Here is a 20,858-nt window from a genome sequence, read left to right on the forward strand (position 1 = left end):
TGCGCCGGTCATCTTGACCTCGTCGGGAGCCTGGAACTTCAGCGCTTGGGCCTTGACTTCATCTGCGCCGGTCATTTTGACCTCATCGGGGGCTTGGAACTTGAGGGCCTGGGCCTTGACCTCATCTGCGCCGGTCATCTTGACCTCGTCGGGAGCCTGGAACTTGAGGGCCTGGGCTTTCACCTCGGCTTCGGAACCCAGGATAAGTTGATCCAACAGTGACTGCTCAGCATCGGTTAGTGTCACGCGCACGGCAGACAACTTGATAAGTAAGCTTCTTAAGTTCTCATTCAGATTCTCGGTCATCTCGGTCTCTCCTTTACTGTTTTTCAACAACGACTGCTCGAATATTATTATACACATGATAACAAATGTCCATCAACTTGTCTGTCTGCTAAATGACACTGGATCATTCCCAATGATCTACAGCCTGGCTCTGGGCAAGCAGATTCAGTTCATCCAGGTTGAGCAACACGATATGGCCACGGCCGGTGAGCAGCCATCCGCTGCGCCGCCAGCGACCCAGTATGGTCGCCACGGTCTGGCGAGTGAGCCCCACACGGGTGGCCAGCTCATCCTGTGAAAGGGTCAGATAACCCTTATCCCTCGACTGTCCATCCAATAGCAACAGCTGAGCAGCTAAGCGCTGCTGGGCATCAAAGAAAGCCAGCGCCTCTTCTCGCTTGCTGCTATTCTGCAGCCTGCGAGCTGTGACTTCAAGGAGTCTTCCTGCCAGCAATGGCTCCTGTGTCAATGCGTGGATAAACACCGCACCCGGTATGAGAAGCACCTCACTATCAACAATTGCCTCCGCACTGGCTGAGCGCGCTTCACCGGTCAGAACCCCCAGCTCACCGAAGCATTCCCCAACTTCTATCTCATTAATAACCAGCTCGCGCCCATCGGGGTTTTCAAGCCGGATGGCAATTACTCCTCTCCACACCACATATACAGCGTCTGCAAAATCATGCTGGAAGAAAATAAAACTACCTTTAGCCACGGGTTGTAATCTGCTACCCTTGGCAATTGCTACCAGGCTGGAGGGGTTAATTCCCTCGAACAAGGGTAGGGAGCTCAGGAACTGGAGTATGGAAGCAGTCGCCGTTAGGCGGTTATCCATCAGTGACCCCCTGGCGAACGCTTGATGACGACAATCGTAAAGTCATCGGATTGGGGTTGCTCACCAACAAATTCCTGGACCTCTTTCCAGATCATGGAGCAAATCTGGGCTGCGGGTAGATGACCGATGGTAAGCAATGCATTGCGTAAACGCTCGACACCATACTGGCTATCTGAGCCATCCAACGCCTCGCTTAATCCATCACTATACATAACAATTAATCCACCTGTGGGGATGACTACGGTCTGCGCATCCAGCTCAATACTTTCGTCAATACCAAGCGGCATGCCCGGGCTGGAAACTGCTTCAACCAGCTGCATGTGACTATCTAGCACGATGGGGTAAGGATGGCCGGCGCGGCAGTAATCAAAACTCCCAGAAATGTCCAGGATGCCATAAAGCAGTGTCACAAACATGCCCGAGTGGCTCATTTCGATCAGGTGGTGATTGACCAGTTGCAGGCATGCTTCAGGGGATGGATTGCGGGGAGCTTCGATATGCACCAGGCTATTGGTTAAGTTAATGAACAAGGCTGCGGGGATGCCCTTGTCACAGGCATCGCCGATCACAAGGCCGAAGCGGTGTCTGTTAATGGGTATAAAGTCGTAATAATCACCACCAACTGCCCGGGCAGGAATGGTCAGAGCTGCGATATCAAAACCTTCCAGCAGGGGCAGGCTATCGGGGAGGATGCTTTCCTGGATCTGGCGGGCAATGGCTAGCTCTCGTTCCAAACGCTCCTTGATCAGCAGCTGTTCCTGAGCAGCTTTTAAATCCTGGTAGGCAGTCGTAAGCTGCTGGTTTTTTTCGCGCAAGTCGAGGATGGTAGTATTTTCCGTATCTTCCAGTCGCAGGCTCATCTGGCGTACCATATCATATGCCAGGCTAGGGTAGCGGTGCAGTAGGCGGTTAAAATCCTGGCGGGTCATTTCAAGAGTCAGGGCGACGGTGTGCGCCCGAACACTGGCAGTGTGTGATCCTTGCGGATCAAACAGGCTCATCTCACCAAATAAGGTTCCCTCAGGCCGGATGGCTAACTGCCGCTCATCCGATGTGCCCAGGGCTTTGATCACTTCTGCTTCGCCCTCCAATAAAATATAAAAGTGCTCGTCTGATTCACCTTCTCGAATGAGAAGCTCCCCAGGATCAAACTCACACGGTTGAAGTGTATCAGCCAGATGCATCAGCTCAGAATCCGGCAGACCTGCGAATAAGGGGATTCTGGCAATTAAGGCAACCTGTTCTGAGCGGTTTAGCATATCATCCTACCGGGATTGAATAGATCCTGACTGCGTGATTCTTGCCCTTGATATCTACCGTTCCCAGGTCATCCACCTTGATCGACTCATGCAATGATTGACGTGTGATCTCGTCGATCAAGATCGGCACCTGCGCGACCTTGGTATATGCCTCAAGACGGGCTGCCAGGTTAACCGTATCGCCCACGCAGGTATACGTGGCCCGGTGTTGAGTGCCGGTATAGCCTGCGATCACCTGCCCCGTAGCAATGCCTATCCCGATTTTTATGGTTGGCTTACTGGCCGCGTCTCGATCAATATTTAACAGGGTGATCATATCGATCATTTCCAATGCAGCCCGAACAGCCTGCTCAGCGTGGTTTGGCAGCGGCATCGGTGCCCCAAAAATAGCCATCAGGCCATCCCCCACCATCTGGTTGACGACGCCTCCCTGACCACTGATGGCTTCGAACATCAAGGTGTAATAAGTGTTGAGCAGCTCGATGGTATCGGCAGGGGATTGAGATTCAGCCAGGGCGGTAAAACCCCGAATATCAGAGAACATGGTGGTGGCTTCAATGAAGCGGCCACCCAGGGCAAACCCTGATTCCTCTAAATCCTGCGCAACTTCGGCAGTGGCAAAGCGCTTGATGAGCTCTCTCTGCTGGTCACGCAAGTGTTTCTTCTCCAGGCATGCCCCGATACGTGCCCTTAACAAAACTGGATTAACTGGCTTAATCAGGTAATCTTCGGCGCCCATCTCGATGCAGCGCACAACGCTATCCAATTCTTCCAGGGCTGAAGTGACAATTACGGGGATGTCGCGCAATTCCAGGTCACTGGCTAACCTCTCAAGCACCTGGTAACCATCCATCTCGGGCATCTGGATATCAAGCAGCATCAGGTCAAATTTACTTTGGTGCAGCAGGTCCAACGCCTGGCGACCATTTTCAGCGAAGGCTACCTGGTGGCCTTGCTGTTCCAGGCCACGCCCGAGGAGCAGGCGGTTGACCTTGTTGTCATCTACCACCAGCAAGCGCCCGGATGTTACATTACGGCTCATCCCTAAGCTCCTCCAAACACCGCTTTACCTGAACAAAGTCCGCAGCCAGCTGCTCCACTTTTGGCGCGGCACCGGTAAGGTCATTCGCTTTGCCCATCATCTCAAGCTCACGGGCCTGTTGTGAAAAAGCCAGGGCACCCAGGCTGGCACTGCTGGATTTAATGGAATGCGCATGCCGACCGAATGAGGTAGTTTCGCCCTGCGTAAGTGCCTGACCAAGCTGTTCTATTAGCGCTGCAGTTTCGATATTGTAGGTGTCAATGAGCTCAATGATAAAATCTGCACCCATCAAGTCTTTGAGCTGGTTATAGGTGGGCATATCAATTATAGCTTGTTCTTGCATAATCTCTCCTCAAATATTTCATTCGGCAGACAGTGGTTTAGCCAGATTGAGGGCATGCACCAGCTCGTCCACTCGAATGGGTTTACTTAAATAATCATTCATGCCAGCCTCAAGGCACATTTCTCGGTCACCCTGCATGGCATTCGCTGTCATGGCAATGATGCGCGGCCGTTTTATTGCTGGGACGTTTGCGCATAGGTGCCGTGTAGCTTCTAAACCATCCATTTCAGGCATCTGCACATCCATCAGGATCACATCGTAAGGTTGGCGTTTGACTGCCTGCAAGACTTCCAACCCATTGGCCGCTACATCAGCACGGTAGCCCATTTGGGATAGCAGGCGCAGCGCCAGTTTCTGGTTGACTACGTTATCTTCAGCCAGGAGGATCCGCAAGGGATGCCGTGAAGCCATCTCTGGATCGAGTGCCAGGCGTTCGGCAGCAGGTTTCGCCACTTCTCCGGCTTTTCCAGCAAAGAGCGTGATTAGCATATCAAACAAGGCTGATTGACGGATAGGCTTTAATAAAATGGCAGCAAATTCGGTCGCCTCGCGTGCTTCCTCACGACCTCCCAGCGAAGTTGACAAAACCAGTGGCATGCGGATTGAGCCTGGGAGGCTGGTCTCCAGCTTGCGAATCTCTGAAGCCAGTTCGAGGCCACTCATTTCAGGCATCTGCATATCCAGGATGGCCAGGTCGAATTTCTCTCTCTTGCGTAACAAGCCTAAGGCTTCAGCGGGCGTTTCACATACCAGGGGCAACATTCCCCAGGTCTGGGTTTGCAGCTGCAAGATGCGCCGATTGGTGGCATTGTCGTCCACCACCAGCAGCCGCCGGCCGCGTAGTTGTGGATGCTCACCTTCCATATGCGGGCGGCCTTTCCAATCCGGTGCTGGTTTAGCAAAAATAATGAAATGAAAGGTTGAGCCTTTCCCATGAATACCTACACTCTCCACCCACATTTTTCCATTCATCAGCTCCACGATGCGGTTGCTGAGCGCCAAACCCAGGCCAGTGCCTCCGTAGCGCCGGCTGGTGGATGCGTCTGCCTGGGTGAAGGCTTTGAACAGCATGCCTATCCGTTCGGGTAGGATGCCGATGCCAGTGTCACGCACTGAAAAGTGCAAGCTGTTGGGTTGCTCACCCTTGCCCACGGTCAGCACAATCTCCCCCTGTTCGGTGAACTTTACCGAATTTCCCAAAAGATTGATCAGCACCTGGCGTAAGCGGGTGACATCGCCAATTATCGCCTGAGGCACACCTGGATCTATCTGATATGCCAACTCAAGGCCTTTCTCAGACGCCTTGACCTTAATTAAATCCAGGGAAGCCTCGATACACTCACGCAAGTCAAAAGGCACCTCTTCCAAAGACATCTTGCCAGCTTCGATCTTTGAAAAGTCAAGGATATCGTTAATAATGGTCAGTAGCGAGTCACCACTGGAGCGGATGGTCTCAGCAAACTCGCGCTGTTCCGAATTAAGCGGCGTATCCATCAGTAAGCCACTCATCCCGATGATGGCGTTCATCGGGGTGCGAATTTCATGGCTCATCATGGCCAGGAAAGCGCTTTTGGCCTGGTTGGCCGCTTCAGCCTCCACTTTTGCTTGATGCAGCTCCTTCTCTGCTAGCTTTTGTTCAGTGACATCCCGGATAGTCTCGATGGCACCTACTACTTCTCCCCTGGTGGTGCGCAGGGCGGATGCGGTTGCATTCAAATATACCGGCTCACCAGTTAGATATGTCACTACTGTTTCATCCATCAATACACCGTCAATCTGGCGGATGTGGGCATAATCCCGTTTAATTTCCTCATCAGGTAAAAGCACCGTGTCAATCAGCAGGGGCCGGCGCTCGCCATAAAAGGGCAGGGAGTATTCGTAATTCGCTTTTCCCAATATATCCGCTGCATTCACATGGGTCAGCACCTCGATTGCAAGGTTCCAGGCGATGACCCTGCCTTCCCGGTCTACCACAAATGTCGCATCGGGTAGGAAGTCAATAATATCCGCCATGCGTCGCTGAGAATCCTGGGCAGCTTCAAACAGGCGAGCGTTTTGGATCGCTACGACAGCCTGCTGGGCCAGGCCGATAGAAAAGTTCAATTCAGCCTGGTTAAACCGGGGAGCATCGGGCTCTCGCCACACGGCCAGTGCGCCAATGGCCCGCTCCTGGGTCAGCAATGGTGCAACAAGCAACTTTTCACCTTCCAGGATGTCTTCTGTGCCGGGAATATTTACTGCCCGAGCATCTAAAGCAGTATCATCAACCCATTCTGCTACGCCACTATTGACAATACATCCGATGATCCCATCACCCAGCTGGACTTCATCGGCTAGCACCTCGCTGGCAATATCACCCTCTGCCGCAATAGCCTTCAACGTCTTGCCATCCGGTTGGAGCAGGTAGACGGCGCTATTCCCGGCAGCTAACAGCTCACGGGCCTGGCTGGCGATGCGCTCTAAGACGGTTTGCAATTCGAGGGTGGCAGAGATCTCACGGCTCACCTCTGCCAGGGCTGCCATCTCAGTTGCTCTCCGTTCAGTTTCAGTATACAAGCGGGCGCTCTCAATGGCGATGGCAGCCTGGCGAGCCAGGCTAACCAGGAAGTCCAGTTCAAGCTGGGTGAAGGTGCCCTGGTCGCGATCACGATAGACCGACATCACTCCCATAACCTTACCACGCGAGATCAGCGGGGCGACCATGAAGACTTCAGGCTCTTCATCGTATGATGGTGTACCTGGAATATTGATGGTGCGTGGGTCATGTTCGGGATCGTTAAGGATCTCAGCCACACCGGTTTGGGCAATGTTCCCAGTAATTCCCTGGCCAAGTGGTACGACCATATCCAAGGTTTCCTTGGCATATTTGCCCTGGGAGACGATCGGTTTCAAGGTGTGTCCATCAGGCTGGATGAGGTACAGGGCAATGTCGCGCACCTGCATCAGCTCGCGCGTCTTGGCTGCCAGGCGCTCCAGCACCGGCTCCATCTCATGCGTGGAGGCAATGTCAGAGCCGATTTCAGCCAGGGCAGCCATCTCAACCGCATGATGCTGAGTTTCCTGGTACAAGCGGGCGTTCTCAAGCGCTACACCCATACTGAGGGCCAGGGTGCTGATTAAGCGCAAATCATTCTCGTTGAATGCACATTCACGGTCGATATCCTGCAGAGTGATCACACCGGTGACTTCCCCACCGGCGATGAGCGGCACTCCCAGGTAGCATTTGGGTAATTCACCTGCCAGGACTGTCGAGCCAAATTCTCGTGCTCGTTCTTCCACATCTTGCGTGATCAACAACGGCTCACGCGTTCGCAGGATATGACCTGAAAATCCTCCCGGTATGTGGGGAGGTACATTCTGGCGAATCCCTTTTTCCACGGAATAACGCCAGTAGGCCATGTTCTCCTGCCGATCGTAGGTGATGATTCCCACCATCTGGGCATCGAAGACTTGCTGTAGCTCAGCCCCCACCAGCTCGTAAATGCCCTGCGGGTCAAGCTGGCCTGCTAAGGCTTGACCTATGCGGCTGATGATAGCCAGCTCACGATTACGCTGCTCCGTTTCTGCTAGCAGACGACGGGTCTCTTCGAAGAGGCGGGCATTTTCCAGGGCTACACCAAGGCTGGCTGCCATCGTAGATAACAATCGGACATCCGATAAAGTGAATAAGCCTGGGCGTTGGTCCTGAAGTGACAGCACACCAATCACACGATCTCCGCTCCAAATTGGCACACCCAGCCAGGATTGAGAACCCATATCCACCCGGTCATCAGTAAAAGCAACTGCACCATGAGCAATCTGATCATCTAACGTCTTCAAGACGAGCGGTTTGCCCGTTCGGATCACCTCTGAAGTGAGCCCTGGGCCAAGCTCGGCTGGTGGTTCGGCAAACCGAGAGCCTTCCCCATCAACCAAATAAGGGAACTGGATGAAGTTCGTTTGCTTATCGTACAAGGCGATAAACACTGAATAGTTGTGCTCCTTTCCAGGTTCCGGTGGAAAGCTACGCATGATTTCATCACCAAACAGGTCGATCATCACCTGGAGATCCAGCTTCGATGCCAAGGCTACCTGAGTCTTATTTATGATCGCCAGCTCTGCGTTGCGCTGTTCGGTCTCCTTGAGCAAGCGCTGGGTCTCGGCGAATAAGCGGGCGTTTTCCAAGGCCACTCCCATGGATGAGGCCAGGGTAGAGAGCAGGCGTACATGGCTTTCGTTATAAACAAAGCGGGTATAGCTCTGAACATCAATCGCCCCGATTGCGTTTTCACCCACCACGATCGGCACCCCCAGGTAAGACTGGGGCATCAGCTCATCGCCCGGGCTGTTCGGACTCAATATGGCCTCATCACCGACGATTTCTTCGAAACTCCCCAGAATCATCGGCTGCTTCGAATCGATCACCTTTGAGGTTAACCCTGAGCCATACGGGAAAGAAGCGGACGTAACATACTTCCGGTCGTAGCTGTAAGGAATGTGGATCATATTGCTATCTGTGTCATACAGGTAGATGTTCACCACTTCCGAGTGGAGAGTATCGCGCACCTGATCTCCAACGGTACGGATAATGGCCTCCACCTGCAGCTGGCTGGACATGGCCTGGCTGACGCTGTTGATGATGGAGAGCTCGTTTGCACGCTGGCTGGTCTCCTCGAGCAATCGCTGGGTTTCGTTGAATAAGCGAGCATTTTCAAGAGCCACATTCATGCTGTTGACCAGGGTTTGCAGTAGACGTACATCTGATTCGGTAAAGGCATGCTCACGCGTAAAGTCTGATAATCCGACCAGACCGCGTACCTGGTCACCGACGATCAAGGGTACGTAAACAACCGATTTCGGTGAATTCGTGCCGGGCACGAGGTAGCTACCGTATTTTTCAGCTTCTTGAGCCGTATTCTCATTGATGACCAGGATCTCTCGCGTCCGGGTTACATGGGCGGCGATTCCCGTATCGATGCGTTGTAAAGGCTGCTGTTCGATCCTCTCACCATTCTCGTATAGGTACGGGAATTGTTCAAGGTTGGTACGCGGATCAAAAATGCGGATTTCCAGGTTATCACTTTGGAAGATATCCCTGATCTTATCTCCTACCGAATCATAGATACCCTGGATATTCAACTCTGCTGCCAGGGCAGCCTGTACACTGTTAATGATGGCCAACTCAGCATTACGCTGCTCCGTTTCTTTAAGCAGCCGCTGGGTCTCGTTAAACAACCGGGCGTTCTCCAGTGCAACGCTCATGCTGTTTACCAAGGTGTGTAGCAGGCGGACATCTGAATCGCTGAAGGCATTCTCACGCTCAAAGTTAGACAGTGTGACCAGACCCCGCACCTGGTCACCCACGATCAAGGGCACATACACGGCTGACTTCTGTATCTGAGTGCCAGCAATGGTATAGCTGCCTAATTTCTCAGTGGTTTCTGCAAAATTCTCGTTAATTACCAGGATTTCGTGCGTGCGGGCGACGTGCGCACTTACCCCTGTATCAATTTGAGGCATGGGCTCTACCCAAACTCGCTCACCCTGTTCAAAGATGTATGGGAACTCCTCCATGGCGGTCCGTGCATTGAATACACGGATTTCCAGGTTCCCACTTTGGAAGATCTCACGGATCTTATCACCCACCGCATCGTAGATGCCCTGGATGTTCAACTCGGCAGCCAGGGCAGCCTGAACGCTATTGATGATGGCCAGCTCGGCGTTACGCTGCTCAGTTTCCTTGAGCAAACGTTGCGTTTCATTAAATAACCGGGCGTTCTCCAGCGCTACGCTCATGCTATTCGCCAGTGTTTGCAGCAGGCGAACATCCGATTCGCTGAAGGCATTCTCGCGCTCAAAATTAGAAAGGTTGATCAGCCCGCGCACCTGGTCACCCACGATAAGGGGCACCATGACTGCCGATTTATCCAGCTCCGTCCCTGCAATAACATAGCTGCCGTATTTTTCTACCTCTTGCTGCATATTAGCGTTGATCACCAGGGTCTCGCCGGTGCTAAGAATATGGGCAGCAAAACCTTTGTCACTTAGTGGCTGCGGCTCAACCATCACTCTGCGGTTTTTTTCATACAGGTAAGGCAAGTATATTAATTTGGCTGCTGGGTCAAAAATGCGGATTTCTAGGTTATCGCTCTGAAAGATCTCGCGAATCTTATCCCCCACCGCATCGTAGATGCCTTGGATATTCAGCTCTGCCGCCAGGGCAGCTTGCACGCTGTTGATGATGGCCAGTTCAGCATTACGCTGCTCGGTTTCTTTTAGCAGGCGTTGGATCTCGTCAAATAAACGGGCATTTTCCAAAGCAGCGCCCAGGCTGGCAGCAATGGTAGTTAACAGGCGGATATCCGATTCGTCATAGGCATTTTCGCGCTGGTAGTTTTCGAGCTGAACAACACCTATCATCCGGTCACTGCTGATGATGGGAACCATTACACCAGACTTGCTGATGTCAGTGCCTGGAAGCGATCCTCCGGTTAAGGCATCACCTTCTTCGACTGTATTCCAGACAACAGGCTGTCTCGTTTGGCTTATCTTCTCAAATCCGCTTCCGGGAATCGGTGCGCTTGGAGGAATGGTCAGGCGCTGACCATTCTCATATGAATACATGTAATGGACAAGGTTGGTCTTTTCGTCGTACCAACGGATACCCAGATCGGGCGTTTTAAAGACCTCCCGCAGCTTATCACCCACCAGGTCAACGATCGCCTGGAAATCCAGCTCAGCAGCCAATCCCTGCTGAATGGAGTTGATGATCTGCAGCTCTGCCACCCGTTCCTGCTCAGCCTGGAATTGACGAGCGTTAGCAATGGCTACACCCATAGAGGATGCCAATGTGGAGAGTAGGCTGACATGGCTTTTTTGAAATGCATACTCCTTATAGCTCTGCACACTTACCACACCAATGACCTGATCGCCGATAATAATGGGCACACCAAGGTAAGAGAGAGTCTCACCACCGCCACCAGTAGCATCCTTTACCAGGATCCCACCGTATTGCTCTTCTTCTTCCAAGTTCGATAAAAGTAAGGGCTCACGCTTGTGGATCACGCCGGCGGTTAAGCCTTTTTCCAATGCGAAGGGCGGAGGGGGGACTGCGTAACCCTTGTCATAGTAATACGGCGTGCTGATCAGGTTCGTTTTTGGGTCGTAAAAGTGAATGGAGGTAACTTCGGCCTTAAAGGTATCGCGAACCTGATCGCCAACGATCTTGATGATCGCATCCATGTCCAGCTGCTTGGACAACGCCTCGCCAACCTTGTTCAGGATAGCCAGCTCGGCATTACGCTGTTCGGTTTCCTTTAACAACCGCTGGGTTTCATCAAATAAACGAGCATTTTCGAGTGCAGTCCCAAGTGTGGCGGCGATGGTGGTCAGTAAACGTAACTCGGATTCACCGTAAGCATATTCGCGCTCGAAGTTCTCATCGTGGATAACCCCCAAAAATCTATCACTGCTGATAATGGGGACATCGACCACTGATTTACTTTGATCTGTACCTGGAACAATCGACGTACCCATGGCCAGCATCTCATTTACGGTGTTATACACCACGGGCTGGCGTAAAGTGGCTATTTGTACGAACGGACTGTTAGGCGTGGGAGAACTGGGGGGTATGGTCAGGCGGGCCCCATGTTCCTTTTCATACAGATAATGGACCAGATTTGTTCTTTCATCATACCAGCGGATGCCAATGTTTTCCGATTGTAATACCTCACTTAATTTATCACCCACCAGGTCGACAATCGCCTGGAAATCCAACTCGGCCGCCAGGCCTTGCTGGATGGAGTTAATGATCTGCAGCTCATTAACGCGCTCTTGTTCAGCCTTGAACAGACGTTGGGTCTCATTGAATAGGCGGGCATTCTCCAGGGCAGTACCCAATGAAGCGGCAATTGTGGTCAGTAAACGCTGTTCTGATTCCTTGAAAGCATATTCATGCTCATAATCGCTAACAGTTATAAAACCGATCACCCGGTCACTGCTGATGATCGGTATGGCTATCGCCGATTTTTCATAATCGGTTCCTTCGATATGTGCAGTAATTCCCTCAAAGTCTGACGCAGTATTGGCGATCATTAAATTGCGAGTGCCACGAAGCTGTTCAAAAACACCACCTGGAACAGGTTCTCTGGTAGGGAGAAATAAACGCTTGCCATGCTCATAGCTGTAAAGGTAATGGATCAAATTGGCCTTCTCATCGTACCAGGCAATGCCAAGCTCATCCGTATGCAAGACTTCGCGCAGCTTATCGCCAACCAGGTCAACGATAGCCTGGAAATCCATCTCCTTGGCCAGCCCCTGTTGAATGGAGTTGATGATCTGCAACTCAGCTACACGCTCTTGCTCAGCCTTAACCAATCGCTGGGTCTCGTTGAACAGGCGCGCATTTTCGAGAGCAGTACCTAGAGAGGCCGCAATCGTGCTAAGCAGGCGGATTTCTGCATCACCAAAGGCATGCTCGCGTTCAAAATTTTCAACCGTAATATCGCCCAGGAAGCGGTCAGAGCCAATAATGGGGATAGACACAAAAGAGAGACTGTGATCCGTTCCTGGCAGGGTTAATGATTTTGCTAACTCTTCTGCTTCAATCACATAGGGTTGGCGCGTCTTCATTAGGGTTTCGTAAATCCCACCCTTAAGAGGCGTAGATGGCAAAGCAAAAATACGCTTACCGTGCTCGTATTGGTAGAGATAATTCGCCAGGTTAGCCTTCTTGTCATACCAGGAAATCCCCAGGTCACCGATATTGAACACCTCGCGCAGCTTGTCGCCCACCAGGTCAACGATGGTCTGAAAGTCCAGCTCAGCTGCCAGCCCCTGTTGAATTGAGTTGATGATTTGCAACTCAGCGATTCGGTCCTGTTCTGCCTTCACCAGGCGTTGAGTCTCGTCGAACAGGCGGGCATTCTCAAGGGCAGTGCCTAAAGAAGCCGCGATCGTGGTTAGTAGACGGATCTCTCCTTCACCAAAAGCATTCTCGTGGTCAAAATCTTCGAGATGAATAGCGCCGAGAAATCTATCGCTGCTGATAATGGGGATGTAAACCGCTGATAAGCTTCTGTCTGTCCCTGGTATAAGGGGATAGTCCTCCATTTCAGCCAGGCCCATCACATATGGCTGGCGGCTGGTCATCAAATGCTCGTAGATACCGCCTGAAATCGGAGGAGATGGCGGCGTATGTAAGCGTTGACCGTGTTCGTATATATAAATGTAGTGAACGAGATTTGCCTGTTCCTCCCACCAGGTAATCCCCAAATCGCCTGTCTTAAATACTTCGCACAGCTTATCGCCAACCAGGTCAACGATGGCCTGGAAATCCATTTCCTTGGCCAACCCCTGTTGGATGGAGTTGATGATCTCCAGCTCAGCCACGCGGTCTTGCTCTGCTTTGACCAGTCGCTGGGTCTCGTCGAACAAGCGGGCGTTCTCCAATGCCACACTCAAGCTATTTGCCACTGTTTCCAGGAGGTGCATATCCGCTTCACTAAATGCATCTTCGCGGTCCACATTCTGCAAGCTGATAGAACCTGAGATATTTCCATGCAGCTTGAATGGAACACTTAGTACACTTTGAGGCATTTCACCCGCAGGCACCACGAAATCGGGGTCGATCTCCCGAATCCCTTCTTCAACATTCTTATTGGCTAAAAGAGGTTGGCCCTGATTTATGAAATGAGACCAGATACGAGGGATGGGCATGGGATCAAAAGAGAACCTTTCTCCTCGCTCAATGGTGTAATGACGGTACATCAGGTTTTTCTCAAGGTCAAATGTAGCCAGTACCACTGTATTGGCGTCAAAGATCTCTTTGATTTTTTCACCAACCAGCTCATAAATTTCTTGAATATCTAATTTTGATGCCAACCCCGCCTGTACACTGTTGATCACTGCCAGCTCAGCGTTGCGCTGTTCCAGGTTCGAATTCGAAAGTTTCAGTTCCACAGTACGATCAGTCACCTTCCGCTCGAGGGTAGCAGACCAGTGCGCATTTTCCAATGCTACCGCGGCTTGATTGGTCAATACGCCCAGCAAACTCAAATCTTCTGGGTCAAAGCGGCCAAAACATCCACGTAGATCACAATAAATCACACCTACCAGCTTACCCTGGCTGAGCAAAGGCGCAGAAAGAATGCTTCGCTGAGTAAGAAGGTCGGCTTCAGGGTTTATCAGGCGAATAAATCCCTGCCGGGTATGGACGACCTCTTTCAGATGCAGATCAATTTCAGCAATAAAAGCTACTGGGTCAGGGGTGGCCAGAACTTTCCCTGCAATGCTTGGAAATGCCGGGCGCGGGAGGATCGTTTTTACTTCGCGGTAATTACCTTCGTCATCTAAAAGCACCAGGGCGATCCGTTCAGCCCCGCTAAGTTCATCCACCGCTTCTAGAATCTCTTGAGGCAGCAGTGAAAGATCGCGTTGAGCATTGAGGTTAACTCCCATTTTCAAGAGCCGTTTGAATACCTCATCTAACCGGCCGGGTTTCTGTACCTTAGAAGTAAAGACTGCCAGATCTTTTTCAATTATTGCATGCTCAGGCGCATGTTTGAGCCATTCGAGGATGAGCAAACGCCGGAAAACATCACGGTGTAAGTAACCTCTTCGTAATCCTGCGTCCGTAAAGTTTTCTAACGCGAGTAATAGCCCCTTCCAGCCTAATTGCAACGCAGACCAGGCTTGTTTAGAAATTTTCTTGCGCGGATTTTCAGCTTTGGTCAGAGGTAAATGGGCACGGTAACACCACCAGGCAAGCTCGACTGGAGAAACATCGGTGACACCCTGGCTAATAATTTCATCCAGGATTCTCTCCGCTTGCCGGGCAAATTTTCCCGCTGATGAACGATCGCTTTTTATTACATTTATTGCAGCTTTGTACGCAAGGTAGTTCGATCTTAAGGCAGGGCTTGGCTGAAATGGGACCTGTTCAGCAGCGCTTAATGCTTCATCTGCTTTTTCTGGACGTCCAGAAAATACATAGGTTGCCCCTAATAATAGGTTTATTATATACTCCATGAGAACATAATGAACCTGATGCGCGTTGTTGAGACCTTTCTGCAAATAATCAACCGACATATTAAAATCACCCAGCAGGCTATACGTGAGGCCGAGGTTTTGGTAATCAAAGATTAACATAGAAGTCTGGTTGGAAGCGAGACTGATTTGCATGGCACGAAGTGAAAGATCAATCGCCCTCTTATAAAGACCAACCTCATCCCACGACTGGCTGCTGTTCATAAAGACAATAGCTTGATATGGCAGGTCGCCGGCATCGGTAAACGCTTCAAGTGCTTCTTCCCACAAGGATCGCCGAAGGGTTTGATCCGTTGTCGAAATTGCCAGTGCATTCAATGCAATACCTTCCCAGTCGCGATCGCCAGTACTCCTGGCAATTTCTAAGCCCATTTTTGTTTCAATATAAAGTTCCTCATATTTACCGGTGGCACTCAGATATAATCCCGAAACAAAATAAGCTTTACACAATCTGAGTTTATCCTGCGAACGAATTAATTTCATGCCTTCATCCAGATAATTTTTCGCCGCAGCATACTCGCCCAGCTCTACCTGCATCATCGCTAGAGATAGTAATGCATCCGCTTTTAAGCCTGGCTGACCGCTCCGCATGGCAGCCACCAGGGTAGCTTGCCCTAGCTGCAGACCGCGTTGCAAATCTCCCAATTGGCGCAGTAAAGTGATCAGCTCTGCATAAGCGCTGACGAAGGTCGCATCATCTCCCCGCTTTTCAGCTGCTTCTGCCAGACCAGTCAGGCATTCGTCGGCCACCTTCGAGTGACCTAACATCTTGTGACAGTGGGCGAGGGATAAATTCATCTCAGCATTGGCATCCCAGGGCACGTTTGCCTTCGCCAGTGCCTGGGTATATAAATCGATCGCCTTCTCATGGGTGGCGGCTTTGCGCGACCAATCTGCTGATTCCCGCAGGGACTGCCAGGTAGGTTTCTTCATAAACTCATTCCTTCAAACACTGGTTTAACTTGCTATGATTTCTGCCTGTTTTAGGTCTACCGGTTCCTGCTGTAGCTCACGCGCGTCCTGAGGTGAGATGCCTACCGTACGCGGCAGCTCGTGGATGCTTGTGCGGGCGAGGCGTTCCGACATGCGGGAAAGCACCAACCGGCTGAAATCCGCTTGAGCCATCATCACCCGCAATATTGAAGCTGGTACCTCCAAGCAGAGGGAGGTTTCTTCTACTACCACATCCGCAGTGCGCGCAGCCCCGGTGAGGGCCGCGATCTCACCAAAATAATCTCCGGGAGTCATACTGGATAGTGAGTGGTATTCACCGCTTTCACTTGCGATTCCAGCTACAGCCTTACCTTTCAAGACAAAATATGCCTGGTCACCCACCTCGCCAGCACTCATCATCCGGGTGCCAGCTTCTACTTCTAATACCGAACCCTGGGTGATGATTCGCTCGCGGTCTGCTCGTGATAATCCTCCCAGCGAGGGAATCAGGCCAACCAGCAAGTCGACATCTGAAGGCAGCACGGCCCGCCTTACCCCAAGTGGGGCAGCAGCCGGTGCACTGCGAAGTAGCTGTAGGGCCTTACGCCACTCGGCAGCTGGCTGACCAATACCTGGCAGCACCAGTGCCCAAATACCACAAGCCAAGGTGATAAACGCGCCAACGAGGTACAGCACACGTACATCGATGATATCAGCCAACCCCGAAGCAGCCATGCCGATCAGGAAGAAAGCGTTGGAGGAGACGAAGAAGGCACTGGCCACCCGCCCGCGCATCTCGGCTGCTGTGTTACGCTGGACCAACACTCGCCTGGCAATGGAATAGGGTGCATTCATAAAACCAGAGATCATCTGCACAGCAATCGCCAGTGCAACAGAGTGCAAAAATGAATAGACCAAAGCTGCCATCCCCATCCCAAACAACCCCACCACCATCCACTGGCCTTCACGCCAGCGACTAAAGTAGCCAACCATCAACAGGCTGGCGATAACAAACCCGACTGAGGTGAGTCCTTCCTGGATGCCATATTCAAAAGTGGTGGCACCTAATGCGCGTTCAGCGAATGGCAACAACAACGAATTAGCCAGGCCAAAACTCACCGCGATGGGGATGGCCAGCAGGAATATCGACCGCAAAGCAGGGTTTTTTGTCAGATAAGTGACGCCTGTCTTAAGGTTGGCAAACACCACTTTTACCGAAGTCTCATCCAAAATCTCCAGCTTGCGCACGCGTAAGAATAATATGCATCCTGCAGAGATCAGAAAAGATATGGCATCAATATAAAAAGCAATGGCTATGTCATATCTTGCAATCAAACCTGCAGCAGCAAAACCTACTGCAGTGGAGCCGAAAGTACTAATGGCCATGAGTGAATTGGCCGCGGCCAGCTCATCATCAGGCGCTACTTCGGGCAGCACACTCTCATATGCCGGGTCAAAGAACTGCCCAACCGTGCTTGTCAGGATCACGATCACATACAGCCAGACAATGCTGTAAGGTACCAGGAAGGGGATCAGGAAAACCAACACGGCCCTGAGCAGGTCAGCAATAATCATGATCTTTCGCCGGTCATAGCGATCCACGAATACCCCGGCGATCAACCCGACCAGCAGGCTGGGAGCAGCCGTAGCCATCAACATCAGCCCTACGCTCAGGGCGGACCCATTGGTTTGCTGGTATACCAGGATTGAAGCTGCCAGCGAGGTAAGGGCACTGCCAATGGTGGACACCAGCTGCCCGGTCCACATCAGTGTAAAATTTTTGTGACGAAAGACGATAAATGGCGATTTTGGCTTGCCGGTGAGCGATGCGGTATCCGTGCTCATTGGTCACCTCCAGTGATCATCTCAAGCTGCTCAAATTTATCCTGCAGGATATCAAAGCCCCCCTGCCAAAAAATGGGTGAAGTAATATCCATACCCGCTTCTTCAAGCATTTTTTGAGGCTCAGCGGAACCACCGTATGATAACAACCTGATATAGCGTGGCACAAAATTCCCTGGATCAGCCAGGTACTGCTGGTATAACGCCAGTACCAGGAGTTGCCCAAAGCTATATGCATACGGATAGAACGGAGAATTGAAAATGTGCGGGATGGTGAGCCACTCCCAGGCGAACTCATCGGAAAGCTCGAGTGCATCGCCGAACTGTTCTTGCAGATTTTTCAAGTATAAGCCTGCCAATTCATCGCTGGTACAGCCGGCCAATATCCTTTGATGCGCCTGCCTCTCAAAAATGGATATATACGCCTGGCGCTCGACCGTTGCATACGCATCGTCCAGGAAGGTCAGTAACAGGTCGCGCTTGATAATTGGATCAGGTTCCCCTTGCAGCAATCGGTCGGTCACCAGCATCTCGGCAAATACAGAAGCAGTTTCTGCCAGTGGCAGCGGGGCATGAAAGTTAAATACCGAGTGGTGACTGGCCAGGATGGAGTGTACCGAGTGACCAAGCTCGTGGGCAAGGGTGGTGACGTCACGGATGCAATTATTATAATTGACCAAAACCCAGGGAATATACTTTGGCGACACGCCGTAGGAAAATGCGCCCGCGCGCTTTCCAGGTCGTACCTGTGAATCAAGGTGAGACTTCTCAAGCACTTGTGAGGCTGCTTGAGCTATTTGCGGCGAAAACTGGTTGAAACAATCCAGAACCAACGGTACAGCAGTGCCAAACTCAATTGTCTTTTCCGAGCTGGCGATAGGGGCATAGATGTCATAACGTCGCAGCTTGTCCATTTTCAGCAGTCTGGCTTTTAGATTGAAGTAACGCTGAAAAAGCAAGGTGTTCTTCTGGCAGGCTTCCAGCAGGGCATCTACCACCGGGTCGGGGATATTATTACCAAAATTACGGACCGAGATCGGGCTCGGGTAACCCCGCAACTCCACCGCTTCACTGCCCCAATCGCGGACCAGGCTGAAATAGATTTGGGAAATCACTGCCTTGCTGCCACCATACACCCGATACAGCTCATTGTATGTGGCAGCCCTCACCTGGGGTGATGGATGGTGATAATACTGGCTCAACCCGTCTCGAGTTAACTGTTTTACTTCTCCATCCACTTCCAAATTAAAAATGAAACCATTGGTGAGGATTTCGTAAATCTTTGTCAGCGCTTCTCCACCATTAGCATCCTTGAGATTGATGATCTTTTCTTCTGGCTCAGTTAACGTGTAAGGTTTAAAACGGCGTATGGAGATCAGGTGATAAGATAATTCACCCGCTGCTGCGATAAATTTATCGGCCACCTCGTTTGATAAGCTTTTAAACCACAAGCTGAAGAACAAGGTGCGATTTTGTACCCCGGTAAGCACTTGCTCAATGCGATCACGCAGGCTTAAGGCCGTCGGGTTTTGAGTATCTTCTGCGAAACCCAGGTACGCATAACCGCCCACCTGACCGGTGAGCTCTCTTAATAGTTCAGTTTTATGCAGCAAGGTGAGGAATTCCGAGGCAGCTAAATCGTTGGAGAGGCGATCGCGATACAATTCAACTTCTCTGACACAGGATTCGATTTGGTCGAGAAGTCCATCCAGCTGCTCAGGGCCTTCGGGTAGCAATTCCTGTAAACTCCATCGAGACGTTTTATGTGTTCTTGTCATTTGTCTATCCGAATCAGGATTTTTCCCAATGATGAATCTCTCATTGGAAATCTGTGATTTGAAACATGTGCCAGGAACAATCGTTCGTACCTATGCCTCCTGCTTTTTAATACAGGTCCAGAAGCGACATACCGATTTTCTTCACAAACCACCTGACGCTATTCAGTTTTTCGATGAATATATTCTTTAGCCCTTGACCCAAGTTTATTTTACTAGGAATTATGGCAAGTGCCCATACGAGAGGAAAAACTACGCCTGATTTCTGAATAATTTATATGATATATTGGTACCTATGAAACCCAAAATCAACAAGACCAGTTTTGGATCAATCACCGTAAATGGAGAGAAGCTTGAGAATGACATTCTAATCCGTCTGGATGGAAGCGTAGTAAAACGAAGGAAGAAACTCTCCAAAGAAGTTTTCGGCACCTCACACACGCTTTCACTGGCCGAAGCAGAATTCATTTATGAAAAAGGCGCTGAAAAAATTGTCATCGGCTCGGGTCAATCGGGTATGTTGAAGCTGTCGGAGGAGGCGGAAGATTATTTCTCCAAGAGAAAATGTAAGGTGAAGCTTATCCCCACACCTGAGGCGATCACAAGTTGGAACAAAGCCAAGGGTAAGACCATCGGGTTGTTCCACGTCACTTGCTAACGTCAATCACGTAAAAAAGCATTTTAACCCACCTCAATCACCCTGTTTTTGGAGGGCTTGTGCAACGCCGCTTATTCTTCACGAGTTTTTTCTTACTGACAGCTTTACTGGTTACCGCATGTAGTTCTGTGGCTTCATCACCAACCGCAACTGCGTCTAGTACACTCACCCAAACACCAACTTATACCTTAATCCCCACACATACATACACTCCATCGCCAACAAACACGTCGACCCCCACAGTGACACCCACCAAGACTCTGACCCCAACCCGGACGTTCACCCCCACCCAGACCCTCACCCCTACGATCACACCTTCGCCAACTTATTCGCTGCCAACCCTGACGGTGAAGATGCAGGCAAACTGCCGTTACGGGCCTGGAACAGCCTATCTCTACGCCTGGGGTATGTACACAGGCGATACTGCTACAGTGTGGGGCCGAAATGATTCGGGCACCTGGTTATGGATTCAACCGGACAATATTAAATACCAATGTTGGATTTCCACCTCAGTTGTCGAGGTCAAAGGGGATGTTTTCTCAGTTTATATGGCGCCTGTTCGCTTGCCCGAATCTGTCCTGTATGGCCCACCTACCGGCGTTTCCGCAGTGCGCAATGGCGATAGCGTGACCGTTTCGTGGCAACCGGTCAACATGACGGAGGACGACGATCGCGGCTATATGATTGAGGCTAATCTCTGCCAGAATGGCAACCTGGTGTGGATGGCTGTGGCAACCATGGAGCCAACTTATACATTCACAGATGAAACAACCTGTTCGCAGGCTTCCAATGGATTGCTATACACCGTGGAAAAACATGGTTATACCGACCCGGTGCCGATCCCGTGGCCTTAGTCACCCC

The 20,858-nt window shown here is 51.1% G+C and carries 10 protein-coding genes; 2 read left to right on the forward strand and 8 right to left on the reverse strand.

Going from position 1 to position 20,858, the window contains the following annotated elements:
• From C3F13_00005 to C3F13_00040, 8 genes are all read right to left on the reverse strand, one after another.
• The coding region (locus C3F13_00005; protein ID PWB56845.1) for a hypothetical protein at positions 1-306 on the reverse strand (306 nt) is incomplete at its 3' end.
• A 103-nt stretch (positions 307-409) separates the two neighbouring features.
• Entirely contained in the window at positions 410-1,120 is a 711-nt protein-coding gene (locus C3F13_00010; GenBank protein PWB56846.1) for a hypothetical protein, read from the reverse strand.
• Positions 1,120-2,379, reverse strand: a complete 1,260-nt coding sequence (locus C3F13_00015) for a hypothetical protein (protein ID PWB56847.1) — start codon at positions 2,377-2,379, stop codon at positions 1,120-1,122. Before C3F13_00015 ends, C3F13_00010 begins: the two co-directional genes overlap by 1 nt.
• A gap of 1 nt (position 2,380) precedes the next feature.
• Positions 2,381-3,421 (reverse strand): adenylate/guanylate cyclase domain-containing response regulator, encoded by a 1,041-nt coding sequence (locus tag C3F13_00020; protein ID PWB56848.1) that lies wholly within the window; start codon positions 3,419-3,421, stop codon positions 2,381-2,383.
• Positions 3,411-3,764, reverse strand: coding sequence for a hypothetical protein (locus C3F13_00025; GenBank protein PWB56849.1), 354 nt, complete (start codon positions 3,762-3,764; stop codon positions 3,411-3,413). Before C3F13_00025 ends, C3F13_00020 begins: the two co-directional genes overlap by 11 nt.
• 18 nt (positions 3,765-3,782) lie before the next feature.
• Entirely contained in the window at positions 3,783-15,722 is an 11,940-nt protein-coding gene (locus C3F13_00030) for a hypothetical protein (protein PWB56850.1), read from the reverse strand.
• 24 nt (positions 15,723-15,746) lie between these two features.
• Positions 15,747-17,567, reverse strand: a complete 1,821-nt coding sequence (locus C3F13_00035) for a hypothetical protein (protein ID PWB56851.1) — start codon at positions 17,565-17,567, stop codon at positions 15,747-15,749.
• Entirely contained in the window at positions 17,564-19,342 is a 1,779-nt protein-coding gene (locus tag C3F13_00040) for an oligoendopeptidase F (GenBank protein PWB56852.1), read from the reverse strand. The genes C3F13_00035 and C3F13_00040 overlap by 4 nt, the downstream gene beginning before the upstream one ends.
• Before the next feature lie 292 nt (positions 19,343-19,634).
• On the opposite strand from C3F13_00040, the gene C3F13_00045 reads away from it, so the two are divergent.
• Both C3F13_00045 and C3F13_00050 read left to right on the forward strand, forming a co-directional pair.
• Entirely contained in the window at positions 19,635-19,997 is a 363-nt protein-coding gene (locus tag C3F13_00045; protein ID PWB56853.1) for a hypothetical protein, read from the forward strand.
• A 59-nt stretch (positions 19,998-20,056) separates the two neighbouring features.
• On the forward strand, positions 20,057-20,851 hold the full coding sequence (locus tag C3F13_00050; GenBank protein ID PWB56854.1) for a hypothetical protein: 795 nt from the start codon (positions 20,057-20,059) through the stop codon (positions 20,849-20,851).
• The last annotated feature ends 7 nt before the right edge of the window (positions 20,852-20,858 follow it).

It is taken from the genome of Anaerolineales bacterium (assembly GCA_003105035.1).
In the GTDB taxonomy this organism is placed as follows: domain Bacteria; phylum Chloroflexota; class Anaerolineae; order Anaerolineales; family UBA4823; genus FEB-25.

Coding starts and splice junctions, on each gene's coding strand:
- C3F13_00020 (PWB56848.1), bottom strand. CDS start 3,421: ATGAGCCGTAATGTAACATCCGGGCGCTTGCTGGTGGTAGATGACAAC.
- C3F13_00025 (PWB56849.1), bottom strand. CDS start 3,764: ATGCAAGAACAAGCTATAATTGATATGCCCACCTATAACCAGCTCAAA.
- C3F13_00035 (PWB56851.1), bottom strand. CDS start 17,567: ATGAGCACGGATACCGCATCGCTCACCGGCAAGCCAAAATCGCCATTT.
- C3F13_00045 (PWB56853.1), top strand. CDS start 19,635: ATGAAACCCAAAATCAACAAGACCAGTTTTGGATCAATCACCGTAAAT.
- C3F13_00015 (PWB56847.1), bottom strand. CDS start 2,379: ATGCTAAACCGCTCAGAACAGGTTGCCTTAATTGCCAGAATCCCCTTA.
- C3F13_00010 (PWB56846.1), bottom strand. CDS start 1,120: ATGGATAACCGCCTAACGGCGACTGCTTCCATACTCCAGTTCCTGAGC.
- C3F13_00040 (PWB56852.1), bottom strand. CDS start 19,342: ATGACAAGAACACATAAAACGTCTCGATGGAGTTTACAGGAATTGCTA.
- C3F13_00030 (PWB56850.1), bottom strand. CDS start 15,722: ATGAAGAAACCTACCTGGCAGTCCCTGCGGGAATCAGCAGATTGGTCG.